The organism is Clostridium sp. CS1-1, from assembly GCF_056135525.1.
In genome coordinates this window covers 2,383,903-2,401,530 of record NZ_CM148680.1, presented here as the reverse complement: position 1 = coordinate 2,401,530, position 17,628 = coordinate 2,383,903, and the positions used below count along the sequence as shown (strand labels likewise).

Sequence of the window (17,628 nt, the reverse complement as noted above, 5' to 3'; positions counted from 1 at the left end):
GATTATGAAGTTAAAATTTAATTCAGAACTTGATTATCAAAAGGAAGCAGTAGAGTCAATTGTTAAAATTTTTGAAGGGCAACCACTTGTTAAATCGAATTTTACAGTAGCTAATTTATCAGGTCAAGTTGGTATGGCTCATATGAATTTAGGGATATGTAATGATTTAAAATTAGATGAAGATGATATATTAAAAAATGTGAAGAAAATGCAATTAAAAAATGGATTACCCCAATCAGAGAAAATAAAAAAGAATGACTATCATTTTACTGTTGAAATGGAAACAGGAACAGGAAAGACTTACGTTTATTTAAGAACTATATTTGAAATTAATAAAAAGTATGGTTTTACAAAGTTTATAATTGTAGTGCCTTCTGTAGCAATAAAGGAAGGGGTTCTTAAGTCTATAAATATTATGACGGATCATTTTAAGGAATTATATAACAATGTAGTATTTAGAGGTTATGAATATAAATCTAAGAGTCCAGAGTTTTTAAGGAATTTTGCTACAAGTGATAACATAGAAATTATGGTTATGACAATACAATCCTTTAATAAAGATAATAATATTATAAATAATGAACATGAAAAAACTAATGGATTAAAGCCTTTAGAATTTATTAAAGACACTAATCCCATAGTTATTATTGATGAACCACAAAGTGCTGTAAGTACTAAAAAAGCGAATGATGCCGTAATGTCTTTAAATCCAGTATGCACGCTAAGATATTCAGCCACTCATAAGGATAAATTTAATCTTGTGTTTAGGCTTGATGCAGTAGATGCCTATGAAAGAAAGCTAGTAAAACAAATAGAAGTAGCAAGTATATTATCTAAAGATCATCATAATGATGCTTATTTAAAACTAGAAAGTGTTAGTGATAAAAATGGAAAAATAACCGCTAAAATTAAGCTGGATATTTTAAATAATGGTAGTACTGAGAGAGTGTCTAAAACAGTGAAGAAAAATGATGATTTATTTGATATATCTGGTGGAAGAGAAATTTATAGCGGATATATAGTAAGTGATATATATACTGGAGAAGGTAATGAATATATGGAGTTCTCCTCTAAAGGATGTTTAAAGTTAGGGGAAGTAATAGGAGAAATTGATGAGGACATTATTAAGCGTGCACAAATAGAAAAAACTATAGAACAGCATCTAAATAAAGAACTAAGGCTTAGAAAAGAAGGAATAAAGGTATTAAGCTTGTTCTTTATAGATAAGGTTGCAAATTACCGCTATTATGATAAAGATGGAAATCAGCAAAAAGGAAAATATGCACTATGGTTTGAAGAGGAATATAAAAAAGCTATTAGTAAACCTAAATATAAAAATTTGTTTGGGGATGTAGATATTGAAAGTGAAGCGGAAGCTGTACATAATGGATACTTTGCCCAAGATAAAAAGGGTAAGGAACTAGATACAAAAGGTAACACACTGGCTGATGAAGATGTATATAGTTTAATTATGAAAGATAAGGAAAGACTTTTAAGCTTTGATTCAAAACTTAAATTTATTTTTTCACATTCTGCATTAAAAGAAGGATGGGACAATCCTAATGTGTTTCAGATTTGTGCTCTAAATGAAACGAAATCAGAAACGAAAAAAAGACAGGAAATTGGTAGAGGTCTTAGATTGGCAGTTAACCAGGAAGGTGAAAGAATTTATGGTTTTGAGGTGAATACGCTAACGGTAATGGCCAATGAATCCTACGAAGATTTTGCTAAAGCTCTACAAAAGGAAATAGAAGAAGAGGAAGGTATTAAATTTGGTATTGTTGAAAAGCATACCTTTGCTAATATTACTATTAATAAAGATGGCGAAACTAAGTATCTGGAGCAGAAAGCATCGGAAGAAATTTGGAGTTACCTTGAGGAAAAAGGATATATTGATGAGAATGGGAGAGTTACAAATGCACTAAAACGTGTTTTAAAGGAAAATAAAATTGAAATTCCAGAAGAATATAAGGAAGCTCAATTAGAAGTAGCTGCAACCTTAAAGAAAATTGCTGGTAGCCTTAATATAAAAAATGCAGATGATAGGGAAAAAGTAGAGCTTAATAAAATACGTTTTTTAAGTCCTGAATTTAAAGAATTATGGAATAAAATTAAATATAAAACAAAGTATTCTGTGGAATTTAGCACTGATGAGCTTATAGAAAAATGTTCAGAAGAAATAATGAAAAATTTAAGAGTAGATAAAGCTAAACTTATATATACAAAAGCTGAGATTGATATTAATGTAGGTGGAACAGATGCAGTAGAAGTTGATAGATATGGTATGGTTGTAGAAAATCCAGGGTTTATTTTGCCAGATGTTATAACCTATTTACAAAATGAAACAAGCCTTACTAGAAGGGATATTGTTACTATCTTAAAAAAATCTAAAAGGCTAAATGATTTTAAAAATAACCCTCAAAAGTTTATGGAAGAGGTAACTTCTATTATTAAAAGACAGATGAAGTATTTAATTGTTGATGGAATTAAATACAAAAAAATAGGTGAAGATGAATTTTATGCACAAGAACTATTTGAAGAAAATGAACTTTATGGATATCTATCAGAAAATATGATTAAAAGCGATAGGTCCATATATGACTATGTTGTTTATGATTCAGGTGTAGAAGCTGAGTTTGCTCAAAAGTTTGAGAAAAATAATAGTATAAAGGTATATGCAAAGCTGCCGGACTGGTTTAAAATTGATACTCCTCTTGGAGCATATAATCCCGATTGGGCTGTTTTAATTGAAAAGAATGGAGAGCAAAAGCTTTACTTTGTGGTAGAAACAAAGGGTAATATACTAGCAGAGGAATTAAGATTAAGAGAAATTAGTAAAATTGCTTGTGGACATAAGCATTTTGAGGCTTTGGGTGATGGGGTTCAGTTTAAAGAAAGTGATAGCTTTGTTGAATTTATGGAATCGGTTTAAAAAAATAGAAGTATATTTAAAATAGAAGCTGAAATTTATGGGGTTAATGTTTAAATCTTAATAAGACAACATTTAATGATTTGAGACAATTAAGTTGACATGGTAAGGTGTGTTTTTAATATGAGTGTTTTGGAGAAGTTAACATGGATAAAAACGTTAGTGATTTTATGAATGGTATAGAAAATGATTTAGATATAATTGAGGAGAAAATAATAAAATATATTGAAATTCTAGAAAATAAGCGAAGTGAGATTAAAAATAGTATAATCCATAGCAATAATAGGCTCGGAGAACTCAAGGAAAAAGAACAAAAATTACAGGGACGTTTGGAATCGATTAGAAGTGATTATGAACGTAATTTAATGATTTACGGTTATGAAAATAGAACTAACAGCAAGATAAAGCAAGTAGAAAGTGGTGCAATGCTATATAGTATTGATTTTATAGAAAACAATATTTATAAATGTAAAAAGTGTAATGAAAATTTTATATTTGACACTATTCAATTAGCGTATTTTATATCTGAAGCTTCTAAAGAGAGAAGGGGATTTATAAAGTATGAAACCTACTATTGTACAAGATGTAAGCACCATTTTTTAGATGAAACTATGAGAAAGGAAATTGCAAAGAAACTTGGCAGATATACAATTAAGGAAAACACTATAGGCAACAATACCGCTATAAATAATAGGGCTAAAGCACCTTTGAATATAGAAAGAAAACTATATAAAGAAGATATAAAAGTAAACAATAACGAAGCAGACAGCGAGTTTTTTAATGGTTTAAATAGAGAAAGCCCATTGCACGCACTAGGATATAATGTATCAAAGTTATCAAGGGAACAGAGATGGCATATACTTAGAGTTAGCGCTATACCAAAACTTGGAGTAGAAGAAACTATTAGAGAGATACGATACAATATAAGTTTAAGAGAGGGATATCAGAAATACAGCGGCGCAGTAGCAGCTTGGAAATATGATATTAAAAGATTAATTGAGTATAAGAAAAGTGGAGGGAAACATGAAGAATAATTTTATAAATAAAAAGGTTATAAAAATGGACATCGGTTCCCTCAAAAAAGAAATAATAGATTATCTAAGTGATTTGGTTAATGATATGAATTGTGATAAAAAGATGCTAGCTGAAATTGAGGGTAAAATAAAATCTACTGAAATTAGAATTAATCAATTGGATAAACAAATTAATGAGGTTACTTTTAAAAATAATAAAATAAAATTACAAATTAAATAGTTTTAAGCTATACTTTAATAGAAGAACAGTAGATATTAGTTATTTTGAAGAGTAATCTTACTTAATTCACATTAAATGGAGGTAGCAATATGGCAGACATAAAATATGAAATAAAAGAAACTATAGGAGCTCTTTCAGAATCATCAAAGGGCTGGAAGAAAGAATTAAATATTATAAGCTGGAATGATAAAGAACCTAAATTTGATGTTAGAGATTGGGATTCTGAGCATAAGAAAATGGGTAAAGGGATAACCTTGACAAATGAGGAATTAAAAAAGTTAAGGGATATTTTAAATGAAATGGATTTATAGAGAGTAAGTATCATTTATTTTTGTCATGGTTGAAAGGATACTTGTAATAAAATAAATAATGTTAGTCAAAGAAGAATAATAGTATAACTATTTTAGTTAACTAAATTAATTTGGAGATAAATATGCAGAAGAATAAGTTATCAGTTATCAATCAAATAACACATATGAGAGATACAAAGGGGATAAAATTTAATATTATTGATGAAGAAGCAGTGAAAGAATTTTTGGAAAGCAATAATTATTATTTTAAGATAAAGTCCTATGCAAAAAATTATGATAAATATAAATCAGGCCCAAATGCAGGAAAGTATGTAAATCTTGAATTTGCATATCTTAAGGAGTTATCAACACTAGATATGCATTTTAGAAAATATATAATTAGGATGACCCTTGATATAGAACATTTTCTAAAGGTTCAGTTGATTAAAGATTACTCAGAAAATAATGAAGAAGATGGATACGGTATAGTAAATGACTTTTTCATAAGGTATCCTTATGTGAAAGAAAATATTAACAACAAAAGTAAAAATTCAGTTTGCGGTGATTTAATATCAAAATATAAAGATGAATTCGCCATTTGGAACGTTGTTGAAGTATTACCGTTTGGAGATTTTATAAAACTTTATGATATGTACTATGGTAAATATCAATACGAGTCAACTGATAGTATGAGTAATTATTTATGGTCAGTTAAGTTTATGCGCAATGCAGCTGCACACAATAATTGTCTTATAAATAGTCTAAGAAATCCATATGACGTAAAGATAAAACCCAATAAGGAAATTAATACATTTGTTTCGAAAATTGAAGGAATTCCTAAGGAAGCTAGAAAAAAGAAGATGGCTAATCCAATTGTCCATGATTTCGTGGTAACTTTGTACGCCTTTAATAAAATAGTTAGAAGCCAGGAAGCAAGAAAACATTCGATGAGGGAATTGAAAGATTTAATAGATATTAGGTTTTTACGTAACAAAGATTATTTTCAAAAAAATCAACTTATTATTTCCTATTATAAGTTTATAAAAATAATTGTTGACTATTTTTACGGTCAATGCATATAATATTAACATGGAACAAAAACATTTAGTGTTTTTATCGGGAAGGTGCCAGCACCATCCCGATTTTTTGCTTTTGGATAAAAAGTAACAATTAATTAATAATAAAAATGTTAAATTATAAATGGCGGAAGAACTAAGAGCCTTCTGCCAATCCATAAAATTTGATACGATTAAATATGTTATAAGAAAATAAAAGTTTTTATAGTGCTATAAGCTAGTATTTTCAAGGGATGCGAGGATATAGCATGTTATAAAAAAATTCAGTAGGTTTATTTCATGAAATAAACGCCCCATATCGAAACTGCGTACAAGCATAGAATCAAACCAAAAGGAAGAGCCAACATTGCAGCTCTTCCGATATTTTACTCCTTTATAATCTCAAACCTAGACTTCCCACTCTTTATCCACTCAATCATCTGACACTTAGGCACCCGTATCTTCTTAGCAGCTATCCTAATTACCGGAAAGTTTTTCTTATAGATAATCCTATAAGCAGTATTTAATTCTATCTCTAAAACCCATGCCATTTCCTTTACTGTTAATAGTACTGGTAATTCATTCATTATCTTTTCTGTTAACATAATATTTCCCCCGATTTTTCTTCATATAAATATCCTTATTAATTGCTGCAAAATAATTCTTCTATGCTGGTTTTAAAGAATTCAGATAACTTTACTGCTTCATCAATGGTAAACCATCTTTGTCCATTCTCCTTACGACTGTATGCTGATACCGTCATGTTTAAAAACTTGGCTATAGTTTTTTGACCTATGTTATGTTTAATTCTTAATTCTTTCAGTACATAATTTACCCCATAATGTTATCTCCCATCAACTCCTTTATAAATCTGTCAGTCTTTTCTTTCCCTTGAATTTTTCTTATGTCCTTACCTGTATTCTTTATGAAGCTACACATACTGGCTAATCTACTGTAGGTTCTAGCATCATATCTTTCCTTTAATTCTGTTATAGTTATGTTAGTTGTTATAATAACAGGAAGGTTCATAGTATTCCTCTTATCTATTATTTGGTATATCATAGCCCTTGTCCACTTATTATTTTCTTCTGTTCCTAGATCATCTATAACAAGCAAATCTGCGTTTTCCAAGGAGTTAAGCACCGTAAAAATGCCTTCATCTCCCCAGGTTCTTTTACTTTGACTTATTCTCTCAGTAAGAGCTATAGCTCCAACACATATTACAGGAACTAATTTACCTAATAGAGAATTAGTTATACAAGCGGAAAAATAAGTTTTACCGTTACCTGGCTCCCCATATATAAGGATTCCCTTGTTCTCAGATTTCATCTGGGGAAACTTTGATATGTACTGAATTGCAATATTATACAGATTCTCGTTTCCAACTTCATGATTCCAGTTTTTTAAAGTACATTTTTTAAAGCTTGTATTCATCATGCTGTTTGATATTACCTGTTTAAGCCTAATCTGTTTCTGTGTATTTATATCATCTTTCTGCTGTTTTTCATAAGTTTCTCTTCTGCATTTGCAGGCTCTAGGATACACCTTAGTACCAAAAGACATTTTTACAGCTATACCAACAGCTTCCCCGCAAACTTCACACCTTGGTATATCTTTACACACTGAAGCCAATTCCATCTGACTGGGCTTCTCTAGTACCCTTTTCAATGCCTCCATCTTTTGTTCCCCCTCTATTTCTTTGATTCAAATACCCCTCGAATTTTGGACCAAATAAGGTTTCTGGTCTTAAATACTTTTCCATATCTGTATTTATCCACTCGGAAACCTTATTATCTACTACTTTAAAAAAATCCTCTATAGAAAATCCCTCATCTATTCTAATTTTTATAAGCTGTTGAGTTTTCTTACTTGCTGATTTATATTTTGTATTCGCTGATTTATTTAAATAATCTATAACTTGACTATATATATCATTATCTTTAGTAGAGTTATCCTTTAATAGAGTTATCTTTTGTTCCGGATTTAAATCCGTATGGGGTACGGATTCTAATCCGGAAGGGTACGGATTTAAATCCGACCCCTTCGGAATAGAATCCGACAGTAGTTTTAGGTAATTAGTTCCTATATTATAATAAGAGTATATCCCTTTACTCTTTATTGTCCTGTGATTTAGTACCTTATTATTTGACATATTCTTGAGCCTTCTGTAAACACTGTCTTTCTTCAAATCTAATATGGGGAGCTCCTTCAATACCCCCTCATACTTAAACCAGTAATACAATTCACCTTCGATTGTTTCCTTTACCATAGTCCCGCTGTCTTTAAAATCTACAAAATATCTAAGTAATGCTGCATCTATCACATCTAATCCTAATTCCACTAATTTAGCTTGATTATAACCTAGTATGGTAAACTTCATGGAATCACTCCCCTTGAATCAAATAAATATCATTTTAAAATGTTAGGTCTTTTACATTTTCTAAATCTGACAGATCCTTTCCGTTATAGTCGCTTAAAAAGCTTATCAGCGTTGGCTTTGTTACCTTAAGCCTTCCAAGCTTGAGTCCTGTTAGAAAACCTTTTCTAATTAGATCATACACAGCATTTTTATTTATCTTCAGAATTACCGCTACTTCTTCTACCGTATATAAGTATACTTCCATGAATGTCCCCCCAAACCCTTATATATTAAACTGGAAATATATCGTTAACCTTTACATCAAAAGCATCTGCAATTAATGTCTGACTCCTTTTTCTAGGATAGTTTTTTCCTTTTTCCCAGCTCCAGTACATTTTCTGATTGGTATTACATTTTCCGGCTGCTTCTTCTTGTGTCCAGTTATTAACTGTTCTTAATACCTCCATTTTCTTATTCCACGTTAAATTATTTAATAATTTACTCATGATCATAGTTAACCTCCAATTATTCTGTAAACGTTATTTACGTTAACAATACTATAACATCCTTTAAGATAATTAGACAAATATACAATTAGCATAAATCATGCAAATTCCTCTAGTTCTCTGTTATTTCCTCCATTAGGTGATTGATTACGTTCATTTACGTTTGCTTATTGACATTATAACGTAAAACACGTTATAATGTACAAAACTATACAATTTGTAGGGAGGTTGTGTGATTTGGTACTAAGTAAAAAAGAATTAGGAGTTTTAGTTAAAGGTGCCCGAAAAGTAAAGTCTGAGAAGATTGGTAGACTCTACACTCAGAAAATGCTGGCAAGTGACTTAAATAAATCCCAAAGCTATATCGGTGACATAGAATCTGGAAGAACATACCCAAGTTTTATACTTTTAACCCAAATTGCAGAGACTTGTGGAGTTCCTATAAGTTTCTTTCAGGATTATCAGCATTTAGATAACAATATAGAAAAACTTATAAAATCCCAATTAAATGAGAAAAGAGATGAGGATGTCTCGCATTTAATTGAACACATAAAAAATGATCCTGAGTTAGATCTGAATTATGTCCATGACTATTTAAGTAATGACTCAGATGTAACTTTAGAAAATAAAAATGCTTATCATGATTATGACTTTAAAACTCCAGAAGAAGCTGTTCAGTTTGTTTTAAATCAACCTGCAATAGCAAACTTTTTAGGAGTAGACATAACTAAGCTAACTGAGAATGAAATATCTGAGTTTATAAAGGATTCTCTAAATCAGATAAAACTTATTAGTTATAAATATAAAAAATAGTTATTTTACCATAGGGAAAAAATCAGTTGTTTTTAACTGTTTTTATAAAATCACAAAGGAGAGGTTTCTCATGACAGGAGGAGTAAGAAAAAGGGGCGATGTCTGGTACTATTACTTTGAAGTTGGCGCAATTGGCGGTAAAAGAAAGAAAATAGAAAGGAGGGGAGGTAGAACAAAAAAAGAAGCTCAAACAGCTCTAGCTGAAGCTATGGTTAAATTCAATAATGGATATGTAGAACCTAAGAAAGAAACCATAGGAGACTACATGAATAATTGGCTGGAAAATCACATTAAAGAAAACAGAAAAATCAATACCTATAACCGCTACAGAGAATTTATAAGAAACAACATTAATCCAAACATCGGAAACATACTGTTAAAAGATATAAAACCTATTCATATTGAAAATATGCTTTTAACTGCAAAAAGGAAAAAACTTAGTGGTACTACGCTGCAGGCTATATATGGGGTAATCAATTCTGCTTTTAATAAAGCAGTAAAAATGAGAATAATGCCTGATAACCCTTGTAAGTACATAGATAGACCTAAAAGAGATAAGTTTGTGGCAAACATATTAACTGTTGAGGAATTTGACACTATAAGAGATTCTTTAGACACAACTATTTATTATGACTATGTATTTAAATTAGGATTAAATATTGTAATAGAACTTGGATTAAGACGTGGAGAACTTGGAGGTCTAGAGTGGGCAAATGTGGATTTTAACAATCACTGCATCAACATAAAGAATAATTTAATCTATACTAATGGAAAAGCATTGATAGGAACCACTAAAACAGATGAAAGTGAAAGAACTCTTTATATTTCAGATAACTTAATTAAAATGTTAAAAGAACATAAAAAGATTCAGATACAAAACAAAGTTAAATATGGTCCCAATTACATTGATAATGTGTTTGATGGTAAAAAGTTTGATTTTATTATGACATGGGAAAACGGTCACTACGTTCACCCTAATTATTATACTTCAAAATTTAAGAAGACACTAAATAATATGAACTTTGAAAAGAATATAAGATTTCATGATTTGAGACATACAAATGCAAGTCTTTTATTAGAACAGGGAGTAGATTTTAAAGTTATACAAACACGACTTGGGCACTCTGATATAAATACAACTCTTAATATTTATTCCCATATAAATTTGAAAATGCAGCAAAATGCTACTGAAAAGCTGGCTGCGGTCTTGAGCGGTGGCAAACCGGTGGCAAAAAATAAAAACACCCACTGAAAAGCCAGTGGATATCATATGCGACCAAGTCTATAAGCCGAGTTTTGTATTTGACAATCATCTATCTAGGCCTACTGTTACCAGTGGGCTCAAGCGACACTAACGGGAAGTGGAACGGGCCGCCCCTAAATACTTCCCAATCTTGCTCCAGGTGGGGTTTACATAGCCGCAAAGTCGCCAATGCGCTGGTGAGCTCTTACCTCGCCTTTCCACCCTTACCGAAACTAGTTTCGGCGGTATATCTCTGTTGCACTTTCCTTCAGGTTACCCTGACTGGGTATTACCCAGCACCTTGCCCTATGGAGCTCGGACTTTCCTCTCCTGTGTTTCCACAGCAGCGATTGTCTGGCTTACTCGCAGATATTATAATATCATACCATATATCAAATTACAAACGATGATTAATACCAGATTTACATAATTCTAGCTTTGTCTCTATTTAAAATGATGAACAATGGAGTATACTGGCCATATCTTCTTTCTTTTAGCATACCTTATAAATGTTTTTTAGAGCTGGAGGAGCAAGTGGAAGAAAGCTTTTTGACCAAGAAAACATGGTTACAAATCGCATAAAGAATCTAGTTAACGATGTGAGAGTTTATTTTCACAAACAACAAATAAGTGTATAATAGAATTTGTTAAAGAAAAGATTAGAGTAGGATTAAAAATGTATAGTTCAATCATAGAAAAAATACTGAATATAATTTTGAGATAAACATTTTAAGGAGTAGACTATGGATAAGATAGTATGTTTAGTAGGTCAAAGTGGCAGTGGCAAAAGTTCTATAGCTGAGTTGCTAGAACAGGAAGGATATAATTATATTCAATCGTTCACTACAAGACCTAGACGATACGAGGGAGAAAAAGGGCATATTTTTGTTAGTGACTTACCAGATGAAGATTTTTATATTCATGATCATATGGATAAAAGAGCAAAGCCCAAAAATAATATAATAGCCTATACATTTTATCATGGGCAACATTATTGGTCTACTAAAGAGCAATATAAAGGCAAGGGGATAAGCATCTACATTGTAGATCCAGTAGGAGCTAAAGAACTGAAGGAAAAGGCAAAAGATGAGGAAGTTGTAGCTATATATTTGCAATGTGACCACCTGAAAAGGGAGGAAAGAATGTGTAAAAGGGAAGGGTATAACTCATTAGATGAAGTACCAAAAGCGATTTACAATAAAATCATAGATAGAATAAACCATGATAAAGAGGCGTTTAGCATAATAGAATGTGACTATGTAGTAGATGCAAATAGGGACATAGAAGAAGTTTTAAAAGATATAAAAAATTCAATATAGATAAAAATTCAGGTTTCAATCTGGATTATAAATTGAATGGAGAGAGGTTACTTGGAAGAGAAAATTTCTATCTTAATCCATGGATATAATAAGAATAAAAACGATATGAGTATTCTATCAAAAAACTTGGAAAAGCTAAATCACAAATGTATTTTAGTAGATTTACCTTTAACCTATAAGGAAATTGATTATGCTACTTCTATATTTGAAGGAATTGTAGAGGAAATTTTAAAGGACATAGACCAAGATGTAAAAGTTAATTTGATTGGGCATAGTACAGGAGGGCTAATAATAAGAAAGTACTTATTAGATGCTAAAAACAGGGATAGAATAAATAATTGTGTTTTGATTGCCACACCAAATAGTGGGAGTGAATTAGCAGATATAGCATCAAGTTATTTTAAAGCTCTTACTAACATTTTTAAGACATTAGAGTCCTTGAAAACAGAAAATGTAAGAGGGATTAACTTTATTAGTGATGAAAGAATAAGAGTGGGTGCCATTGCAGGAAGAAATGATAAACTTTTATTAGGAAAATTGTTAGCTGGAGAAAATGACGGAAGGGTAACAGTGAATTCTGTATATTATGAGGGATTAGAAGATTTTGTTGTTTTACCCTTTCAGCATAAGGAAATACATTATAAGTGGGAGACAGCAAAATTAATTGATGATTTTCTTGAAAAAGGAAGGTTTATATCAGAGTTGTAGATTTAGTGATTACAGAAAAAAGCCTAGTTTACAGCACAATATAAGCATTTGAATAAGTATTTCACTTGTTTGAATAAGCCTACAAATGTAATTATTAGAATTTGGCTAAGAAAATTTATGTAAATATCCATTTTAAAAAAGAGAACAGTTTATTTATGTAAAACTTACATAAATAAACTGTTTTAAGTATTTTTATAAGTCTATAATAAAAAACTATTGATTACTTTATTTAGGCCGGAAACAATTTCTCGTAGTTCAATTGCTATTTTTGATATTTGAATAACTTCATTTGTTTCTTCGTGTACAGACGCAGAAATTTCTTCTGTGGCTGCTGATGACTGCTCTGTTATAGCGGATATTTCTTGTATATCATTTAGTACCTTATCTTTATTTTCGGATACCTCTTCGATGCTATTTAACAATGCCTCAAGCAACTCTATTGTTTTACCAACGGCAGAACTGATAGATTCAAATCTTTGATTAGTTAAATAAGATATATCCTTCATGTTTTTTATATTATCTTTTTCAAGCATTATCTTTTCTTTTGTATTGTTTGTTTCTTGTTTAATATCCCTGATGGTTAGTTCTATTTCTTTAGTATTAACTGATACTTGATCAGCTAATTTCCTAATGTGTTCAGCCACAACAGCAAAACCTCTTCCTGCTTCACCCGCTCTTGCAGACTCAATCATAGCATTAAATGCCAGCAGCTTCGTCTCACTTGCAATGGATTTAATGGTCTCAGTAATACTATCAATTGACTTAGACTTAGTTTCTAGAACAGTAACTTGTTCTTCTAGTATATTAGAAATGTTTATATTTTCATTAACTACCTCATTAAGCTCAGAAACAGCATTTTGGCCTTCACTACTTACGGACACAACTTCGCTTATGCATTTAGAAATTTCTTTTGAGTTGTTTATTACAACATCTATCATATTTGATAAGTTATCTAACTTCTCGACGCCACCTTGGGCATTTTGTGCCTGCATAGATATACCTTTAGCTAGTTCAGTAGTTGTTTTTTCTATAGTTTCCATGGAGGATGAAAGTTCATTAATAGAATTAGATACAATAACTGAACGTTTATCAATTTTTGTAGAAGCTTCCTTAATTTCTTTAACAATATCATCTAAGGACTTTACCATGTTGTTAACTGATAAGGATATTTCACCTATTTCATCCCCAGTGGCTTTTTTATAAACATTACATTTTTCACATAGATGGAGTTTACTTAGCATATCTCCTTGAATTTCATCGTGACAGTGTGTTCCACTTATCTGCCAGCACATCAGGTTAGAGTTGTTATAAGCGGGGCACTGCTCTTTATTACATTTCATTACTTCAAAGCATTTATGCAACTGATGAGTTTGTAAAACATGTGATAAGTCACCTTTACCAACCCTCTTAGATAACTCTACAACCTTATTTATATTCTTGTGTATTCCATTAATTATAAGAAGTATAACAAGTGAACTAATCACAGCTATAATTAACATAAATACAACTATCTTGTAAATTAAAGGCGATATTATACTATAAACATAGCTTTTATCAATTCCTACAAAAAACATACCTATAATTTTCCCGCTGTTATCTTTTAAAGGGGTATATTTTGTAAAGTAGTCCTTTCCAAGTATGCTTAATACTCCTTCAAAGGTACTCCCTTGTTTCAGTACACTATTGACTACTTCTTGTGGAGCTGCAGTACCAATTGCTCTTGTACCATCTTCTTTTAGTACATTTGTAGTTATTCTGGTTTCATTTAAAAATATTGTTGCAAGAGAGCCAGTTTCATTTTTAATTTCATCAACAATGCCATAGTTGCCATTAACTAAGGTTGTACCTTTATACAATTTATCATCTATAACAATCCAATCTCCGGAATACTTACTGTCAATTACATAGTATCCTAAATTTGAACTTGTACTCAGTTTATCCTTTATGACCGTATTTTTAATTTGAAAGTATACAATGAATACTATACATATTGAGCTAATAAGTAGCATTGGTATAATGGTTAACATTAACTTTTCTCTTAACTTAAGCAAAGTATCACCACCATTTTATTTACTAGTATAAAATATTCAATAAGCTATAATAGGTGATTAAGTTAAGTAAAGAAATTTATAATATAAGTAAATTAAAAAGGCAATTCCAAATAAAACATGGTATTGAATTTAACGTTCCTAATGATATTCAAAATATTAATATTCTGATTTGGATAGCCATCTTTCTATAGGTAGGTGTACTTACTGATGATCCAATCGTTTTTAATATATATGCATAATGAAAGAAAATATGATTGAATATTTGAATTTTTATTCATTTGCGAAAAACATCTTGCAAAATGGTGAAAATAATAATATTATAAATAAGGTAATTATATGTCGATTTTAGAAAAAATAAAATATTTTTAGGGGGTATACTAATGAATAATCAAAGACTTAGTAAGGTCTTAAGTGAAATGGAGAATAGCAACGTTCCACAGATGTTAGTCTCTGATCCTGCAGCTATATTTTATCTAACAGGAAAGTGGATTCATCCTGGTGAAAGAATGTTGGCACTATATATAAATGTTAATGGATGCAATAAGTTTTTCATTAATGAGTTGTTTCCTGTAACTGAAGATTTAGGCGTTGAAAAAATTTGGTTCAATGACACACAGGATGCAGTAGAAATTGTATCAAAATATGTGGACAAGGAAAAGCCAATGGGCGTTGATAAGAATTGGGCAGCTCGTTTCCTATTAAGACTTATGGAGTTAAAAGGTGGCAGTACTTTTGTAAACGGTTCCGCGATACTAGATAGAGTGAGAATGTGCAAGGATGCCAAAGAAAGAGATTTAATGAGAGAAGCTTCAAGAATTAACGATTTAGCAGTAGATAGAATGATAAAACTTGTTCCAGAAGGACATTCTGAAAAGAAAATGGGTCAAATTTTAGCAGGAATTTACGAAGAACTAGGTGCTGAAGGCGTTTCTTTTGATCCAATAATAGCTTATGGTGCAAATGCTGCAAATCCACATCATGGATCTGGCAACTCTGTAGTAAAAGAAGGAGATAGCGTAATAATAGATATTGGTTGTGTAAAGGATTCCTACTGTTCAGATATGACTAGAACAGTATTTTATAAATATGCTTCAGATAAGTCAAAGGATGTATACAATATAGTTCTAGAAGCTAATAAGAGAGCTATCGATGTAGTTAAACCAGGGGTAAGATTTTGTGACATAGATGCAGCGGCTAGAGACCATATCTCAGCTCATGGCTATGGAAAATTCTTCACTCACAGAACAGGACACTCCATTGGTATAGAAGTACACGACTTCGGTGATGTTTCTTCAATAAATACAGATGTAGTTGAGCCAGGAATGATATTCTCAATTGAACCAGGTATTTACCTTCCAGGAGATGTTGGGGTTAGAATAGAAGATTTGGTTTTGGTTACTGAAGATGGATGTGAGGTACTTAACAAATATGACAAGGACCTAATTATAGTAGAATAGGCAGCAAGTTTTAGGAAAGCTATGTACGAGAATCGATTTATTGAATTCAATTTAGTATTTAGCCATGTAGTTGTTACTATAGACAAGCTATACTTGTTATTTAAAGAAAATTAATAATTAAATTTGGAGGATAAATTATGAGTGAAATGACAGTGAAAAACAAACGTCCTTTTGGTTTTTACGTTTGCTGTGTTGCGTTCATGCTTGAAAGAATGGCGTATTATTCTGCTAAGTATTTAATCTTTGTTTTTGTTACTGCTACGGTAATAACAGGAGGCCTTGGTCTTACAAAGGTTGAAGCGGCTCTTATTCAATCAAATCTTGTTGCATTTACGTATCTTGCGCCAATAGTTGGAGGATATCTTTCCGACAGGTTTATAGGTGCTAGATACTGTATTCCAGTTGGACTAGCATTGATGGCCGGCGGATATTTAATAGGTGGATCTGCAACCAATGTGGCAACTATGAATATAATGGTTGCTCTTGTAGCAATCGGTACAGGTCTTTTTAAAGGAAATGTTTCTGCAATCAACGGTTCTTTGTTTGAAGACAAAAACGATTTGGATTCAGCATTTTCAGTTCAATACTCTTTTGTTAATATGGGGTCCCTTATCGGAACAACAGCGGTGGGAATACTTGTAGCTACAACTTTTGCTCATGGCGGCGTTCAGGGCTTCAGACCAGCGTTTCAGCTTTGCGGTATCATTTGTGCCATCGATGCATTATGGTTCCTATTCGGTATGAAATCCCTTGGTGAAGTAGGTAAAAAACCATTTAAAGCGGGCAAGAACACAGAAAAGAAAGCTGAAACTGAAGTTAAGCCTTTGACAAGAGTGGAAAAAAGAAAGGTTTTTGCTATTGTTTTAGTATCAATGTTCTCAATTATGTTCTGGGTATTCTGGTACCTAACTTACCTGGCTGTTTATGATTACGGCGGACAGTTCGTTAACATGAACCTAGGCGGATTCGAAGTTCCTCTTTCATGGTTTGACTCATTGAATGCCTTTGTATGTATTGCTCTTGGACCTGTGCTTGCTGCACTATGGTACAAGATGTCAAAGAGCCCTAAAGGTGATTTGAGCTTATTTAAAAAGCTAGGTTTAGGTCTTGGATTTTTAGGAATGTCTTTCTTGATGCTTGTATTTGCAGAAATTTCAAGAGGAGTAGGTGCGTCTGCTACTTCTAAGGCAAGCATAATTTGGATTATAGCATTTGGTGTGCTTCTTAGTATAGGTGAAATGTTGTTTTCACCACTTGGAAACTCCTTTGTTACTAAGTATGCACCAAACAAGATTTACTCGGTATTAATGGGTGTTTGGATTTTTGCTTCATTCGTAGCAGGTAAATCCTATGGCTACCTTTATGCCTTTGCTTCAAAATTCCCGATCATGCAGTCCTATGTTGTTATTCCAGTAATTCTACTTGTATGCGCAGTACTACTGTTCATGTTTGATAAAAAGCTTGTAAAGCTATTAGAAGATGATGAACCAGCGGAAAAGGCTAACGGAGTAGCGTAACAATATAAGTGACAAACAGCTGATGCTGTAAATAACAGACTATTTTATGAAACAAAAAGATGGCTTCTATCATTGTATAGGAGCCATCTTTTTTGTAGAGATATACATAAGCAACACCGAAAGTCGA

18 protein-coding genes, 1 other RNA gene and 1 pseudogene are annotated in these 17,628 nt (G+C 31.6%); 12 read left to right on the top strand and 8 right to left on the bottom strand.

The features are described from left to right. Positions 1-4: 4 nt before the first annotated feature. The 5 genes from AC0N0V_RS11305 (at position 5) to AC0N0V_RS11285 (ending at position 5,555) form a co-directional block, all read left to right on the top strand. Positions 5-2,932, top strand: a complete 2,928-nt coding sequence (locus tag AC0N0V_RS11305; protein ID WP_474464211.1) for a type III restriction-modification system endonuclease — start codon at positions 5-7, stop codon at positions 2,930-2,932. 143 nt (positions 2,933-3,075) lie between these two features. Then, the gene (locus tag AC0N0V_RS11300) at positions 3,076-3,963 is read left to right on the top strand and encodes a hypothetical protein (RefSeq protein ID WP_474464209.1); all 888 of its coding nucleotides are present in this window, start codon (positions 3,076-3,078) and stop codon (positions 3,961-3,963) included. Next, positions 3,953-4,183, top strand: coding sequence for a hypothetical protein (locus tag AC0N0V_RS11295; protein WP_474464207.1), 231 nt, complete (start codon positions 3,953-3,955; stop codon positions 4,181-4,183). The genes AC0N0V_RS11300 and AC0N0V_RS11295 overlap by 11 nt, the downstream gene beginning before the upstream one ends. A gap of 89 nt (positions 4,184-4,272) precedes the next feature. Continuing rightward, positions 4,273-4,494 carry a YdbC family protein gene (locus tag AC0N0V_RS11290; RefSeq protein WP_474464205.1) on the top strand — a complete coding sequence of 74 codons (222 nt, stop codon included), beginning with the start codon at positions 4,273-4,275 and terminating at the stop codon, positions 4,492-4,494. 122 nt (positions 4,495-4,616) lie between these two features. Further along, a complete protein-coding gene (locus AC0N0V_RS11285; RefSeq protein WP_474464203.1) occupies positions 4,617-5,555 on the top strand; it encodes an Abi family protein in 939 nt (312 codons plus the stop codon). A 359-nt stretch (positions 5,556-5,914) separates the two neighbouring features. Here the strand turns inward: AC0N0V_RS11285 and AC0N0V_RS11280 are convergent, their stop codons facing one another. The 6 genes from AC0N0V_RS11280 to AC0N0V_RS11255 are packed head-to-tail and all read right to left on the bottom strand — an operon-like array spanning position 5,915 to position 8,393. Next, a complete protein-coding gene (locus tag AC0N0V_RS11280) occupies positions 5,915-6,133 on the bottom strand; it encodes a helix-turn-helix domain-containing protein (RefSeq protein ID WP_474464201.1) in 219 nt (72 codons plus the stop codon). Positions 6,134-6,171: 38 nt separating this feature from the next. Continuing rightward, complete coding sequence (locus AC0N0V_RS11275) at positions 6,172-6,351, bottom strand: helix-turn-helix transcriptional regulator (protein ID WP_474464512.1); 180 nt, start codon at positions 6,349-6,351, stop codon at positions 6,172-6,174. 8 nt (positions 6,352-6,359) lie between these two features. Then, positions 6,360-7,205, bottom strand: a complete 846-nt coding sequence (locus AC0N0V_RS11270) for an ATP-binding protein (RefSeq protein WP_474464200.1) — start codon at positions 7,203-7,205, stop codon at positions 6,360-6,362. Then, positions 7,144-7,908, bottom strand: coding sequence for a conserved phage C-terminal domain-containing protein (locus AC0N0V_RS11265; RefSeq protein WP_474464198.1), 765 nt, complete (start codon positions 7,906-7,908; stop codon positions 7,144-7,146). The genes AC0N0V_RS11270 and AC0N0V_RS11265 overlap by 62 nt, the downstream gene beginning before the upstream one ends. A gap of 34 nt (positions 7,909-7,942) precedes the next feature. Then, on the bottom strand, positions 7,943-8,152 hold the full coding sequence (locus AC0N0V_RS11260) for a helix-turn-helix domain-containing protein (protein ID WP_474464196.1): 210 nt from the start codon (positions 8,150-8,152) through the stop codon (positions 7,943-7,945). Positions 8,153-8,177: 25 nt separating this feature from the next. After that, positions 8,178-8,393 (bottom strand): helix-turn-helix transcriptional regulator, encoded by a 216-nt coding sequence (locus AC0N0V_RS11255; RefSeq protein WP_474464195.1) that lies wholly within the window; start codon positions 8,391-8,393, stop codon positions 8,178-8,180. Between the two features lie 237 nt (positions 8,394-8,630). On the opposite strand from AC0N0V_RS11255, the gene AC0N0V_RS11250 reads away from it, so the two are divergent. Together AC0N0V_RS11250 and AC0N0V_RS11245 are read left to right on the top strand one after the other, a co-directional pair. Beyond that, positions 8,631-9,206: a helix-turn-helix domain-containing protein gene (locus tag AC0N0V_RS11250; protein ID WP_474464194.1), complete on the top strand. Its 576-nt coding sequence runs from the start codon at positions 8,631-8,633 to the stop codon at positions 9,204-9,206. A 70-nt stretch (positions 9,207-9,276) separates the two neighbouring features. After that, entirely contained in the window at positions 9,277-10,458 is a 1,182-nt protein-coding gene (locus AC0N0V_RS11245) for a tyrosine-type recombinase/integrase (RefSeq protein WP_474464193.1), read from the top strand. Positions 10,459-10,475: 17 nt separating this feature from the next. Here the strand turns inward: AC0N0V_RS11245 and rnpB are convergent. Beyond that, an RNA gene (rnpB, locus tag AC0N0V_RS11240) (RNase P RNA component class A) lies at positions 10,476-10,815 on the bottom strand. A gap of 117 nt (positions 10,816-10,932) precedes the next feature. Between rnpB and AC0N0V_RS11235 the strand changes: the two are divergent. The 3 genes and pseudogenes from AC0N0V_RS11235 to AC0N0V_RS11225 form a co-directional block, all read left to right on the top strand. Beyond that, positions 10,933-11,031: pseudogene (locus AC0N0V_RS11235) on the top strand (DUF169 domain-containing protein); the annotation flags it as partial. Between the two features lie 161 nt (positions 11,032-11,192). Further along, complete coding sequence (locus AC0N0V_RS11230) at positions 11,193-11,768, top strand: AAA family ATPase (RefSeq protein ID WP_474464192.1); 576 nt, start codon at positions 11,193-11,195, stop codon at positions 11,766-11,768. A 51-nt stretch (positions 11,769-11,819) separates the two neighbouring features. Further along, positions 11,820-12,476 carry an alpha/beta fold hydrolase gene (locus AC0N0V_RS11225; RefSeq protein ID WP_474464191.1) on the top strand — a complete coding sequence of 219 codons (657 nt, stop codon included), beginning with the start codon at positions 11,820-11,822 and terminating at the stop codon, positions 12,474-12,476. 200 nt (positions 12,477-12,676) lie between these two features. Here the strand turns inward: AC0N0V_RS11225 and AC0N0V_RS11220 are convergent, their stop codons facing one another. Then, positions 12,677-14,527: a methyl-accepting chemotaxis protein gene (locus AC0N0V_RS11220; RefSeq protein ID WP_474464190.1), complete on the bottom strand. Its 1,851-nt coding sequence runs from the start codon at positions 14,525-14,527 to the stop codon at positions 12,677-12,679. Between the two features lie 380 nt (positions 14,528-14,907). On the opposite strand from AC0N0V_RS11220, the gene AC0N0V_RS11215 reads away from it, so the two are divergent. Beyond that, positions 14,908-15,984 (top strand): M24 family metallopeptidase, encoded by a 1,077-nt coding sequence (locus AC0N0V_RS11215; protein ID WP_474464188.1) that lies wholly within the window; start codon positions 14,908-14,910, stop codon positions 15,982-15,984. A 146-nt stretch (positions 15,985-16,130) separates the two neighbouring features. Then, positions 16,131-17,501, top strand: a complete 1,371-nt coding sequence (locus AC0N0V_RS11210; RefSeq protein ID WP_474464510.1) for a peptide MFS transporter — start codon at positions 16,131-16,133, stop codon at positions 17,499-17,501. The last annotated feature ends 127 nt before the right edge of the window (positions 17,502-17,628 follow it).

Excerpts from the sequence above, each read along its gene's own strand:
- AC0N0V_RS11305 (WP_474464211.1), top strand. The coding sequence starts at position 5 with ATGAAGTTAAAATTTAATTCAGAACTTGATTATCAAAAGGAAGCAGTA.
- AC0N0V_RS11300 (WP_474464209.1), top strand. The coding sequence starts at position 3,076 with ATGGATAAAAACGTTAGTGATTTTATGAATGGTATAGAAAATGATTTA.
- AC0N0V_RS11295 (WP_474464207.1), top strand. The coding sequence starts at position 3,953 with ATGAAGAATAATTTTATAAATAAAAAGGTTATAAAAATGGACATCGGT.
- AC0N0V_RS11290 (WP_474464205.1), top strand. The coding sequence starts at position 4,273 with ATGGCAGACATAAAATATGAAATAAAAGAAACTATAGGAGCTCTTTCA.
- AC0N0V_RS11285 (WP_474464203.1), top strand. The coding sequence starts at position 4,617 with ATGCAGAAGAATAAGTTATCAGTTATCAATCAAATAACACATATGAGA.
- AC0N0V_RS11280 (WP_474464201.1), bottom strand. The coding sequence starts at position 6,133 with ATGTTAACAGAAAAGATAATGAATGAATTACCAGTACTATTAACAGTA.
- AC0N0V_RS11270 (WP_474464200.1), bottom strand. The coding sequence starts at position 7,205 with ATGGAGGCATTGAAAAGGGTACTAGAGAAGCCCAGTCAGATGGAATTG.
- AC0N0V_RS11265 (WP_474464198.1), bottom strand. The coding sequence starts at position 7,908 with ATGAAGTTTACCATACTAGGTTATAATCAAGCTAAATTAGTGGAATTA.
- AC0N0V_RS11260 (WP_474464196.1), bottom strand. The coding sequence starts at position 8,152 with ATGGAAGTATACTTATATACGGTAGAAGAAGTAGCGGTAATTCTGAAG.
- AC0N0V_RS11255 (WP_474464195.1), bottom strand. The coding sequence starts at position 8,393 with ATGAGTAAATTATTAAATAATTTAACGTGGAATAAGAAAATGGAGGTA.
- AC0N0V_RS11245 (WP_474464193.1), top strand. The coding sequence starts at position 9,277 with ATGACAGGAGGAGTAAGAAAAAGGGGCGATGTCTGGTACTATTACTTT.
- AC0N0V_RS11230 (WP_474464192.1), top strand. The coding sequence starts at position 11,193 with ATGGATAAGATAGTATGTTTAGTAGGTCAAAGTGGCAGTGGCAAAAGT.
- AC0N0V_RS11215 (WP_474464188.1), top strand. The coding sequence starts at position 14,908 with ATGAATAATCAAAGACTTAGTAAGGTCTTAAGTGAAATGGAGAATAGC.
- AC0N0V_RS11210 (WP_474464510.1), top strand. The coding sequence starts at position 16,131 with ATGACAGTGAAAAACAAACGTCCTTTTGGTTTTTACGTTTGCTGTGTT.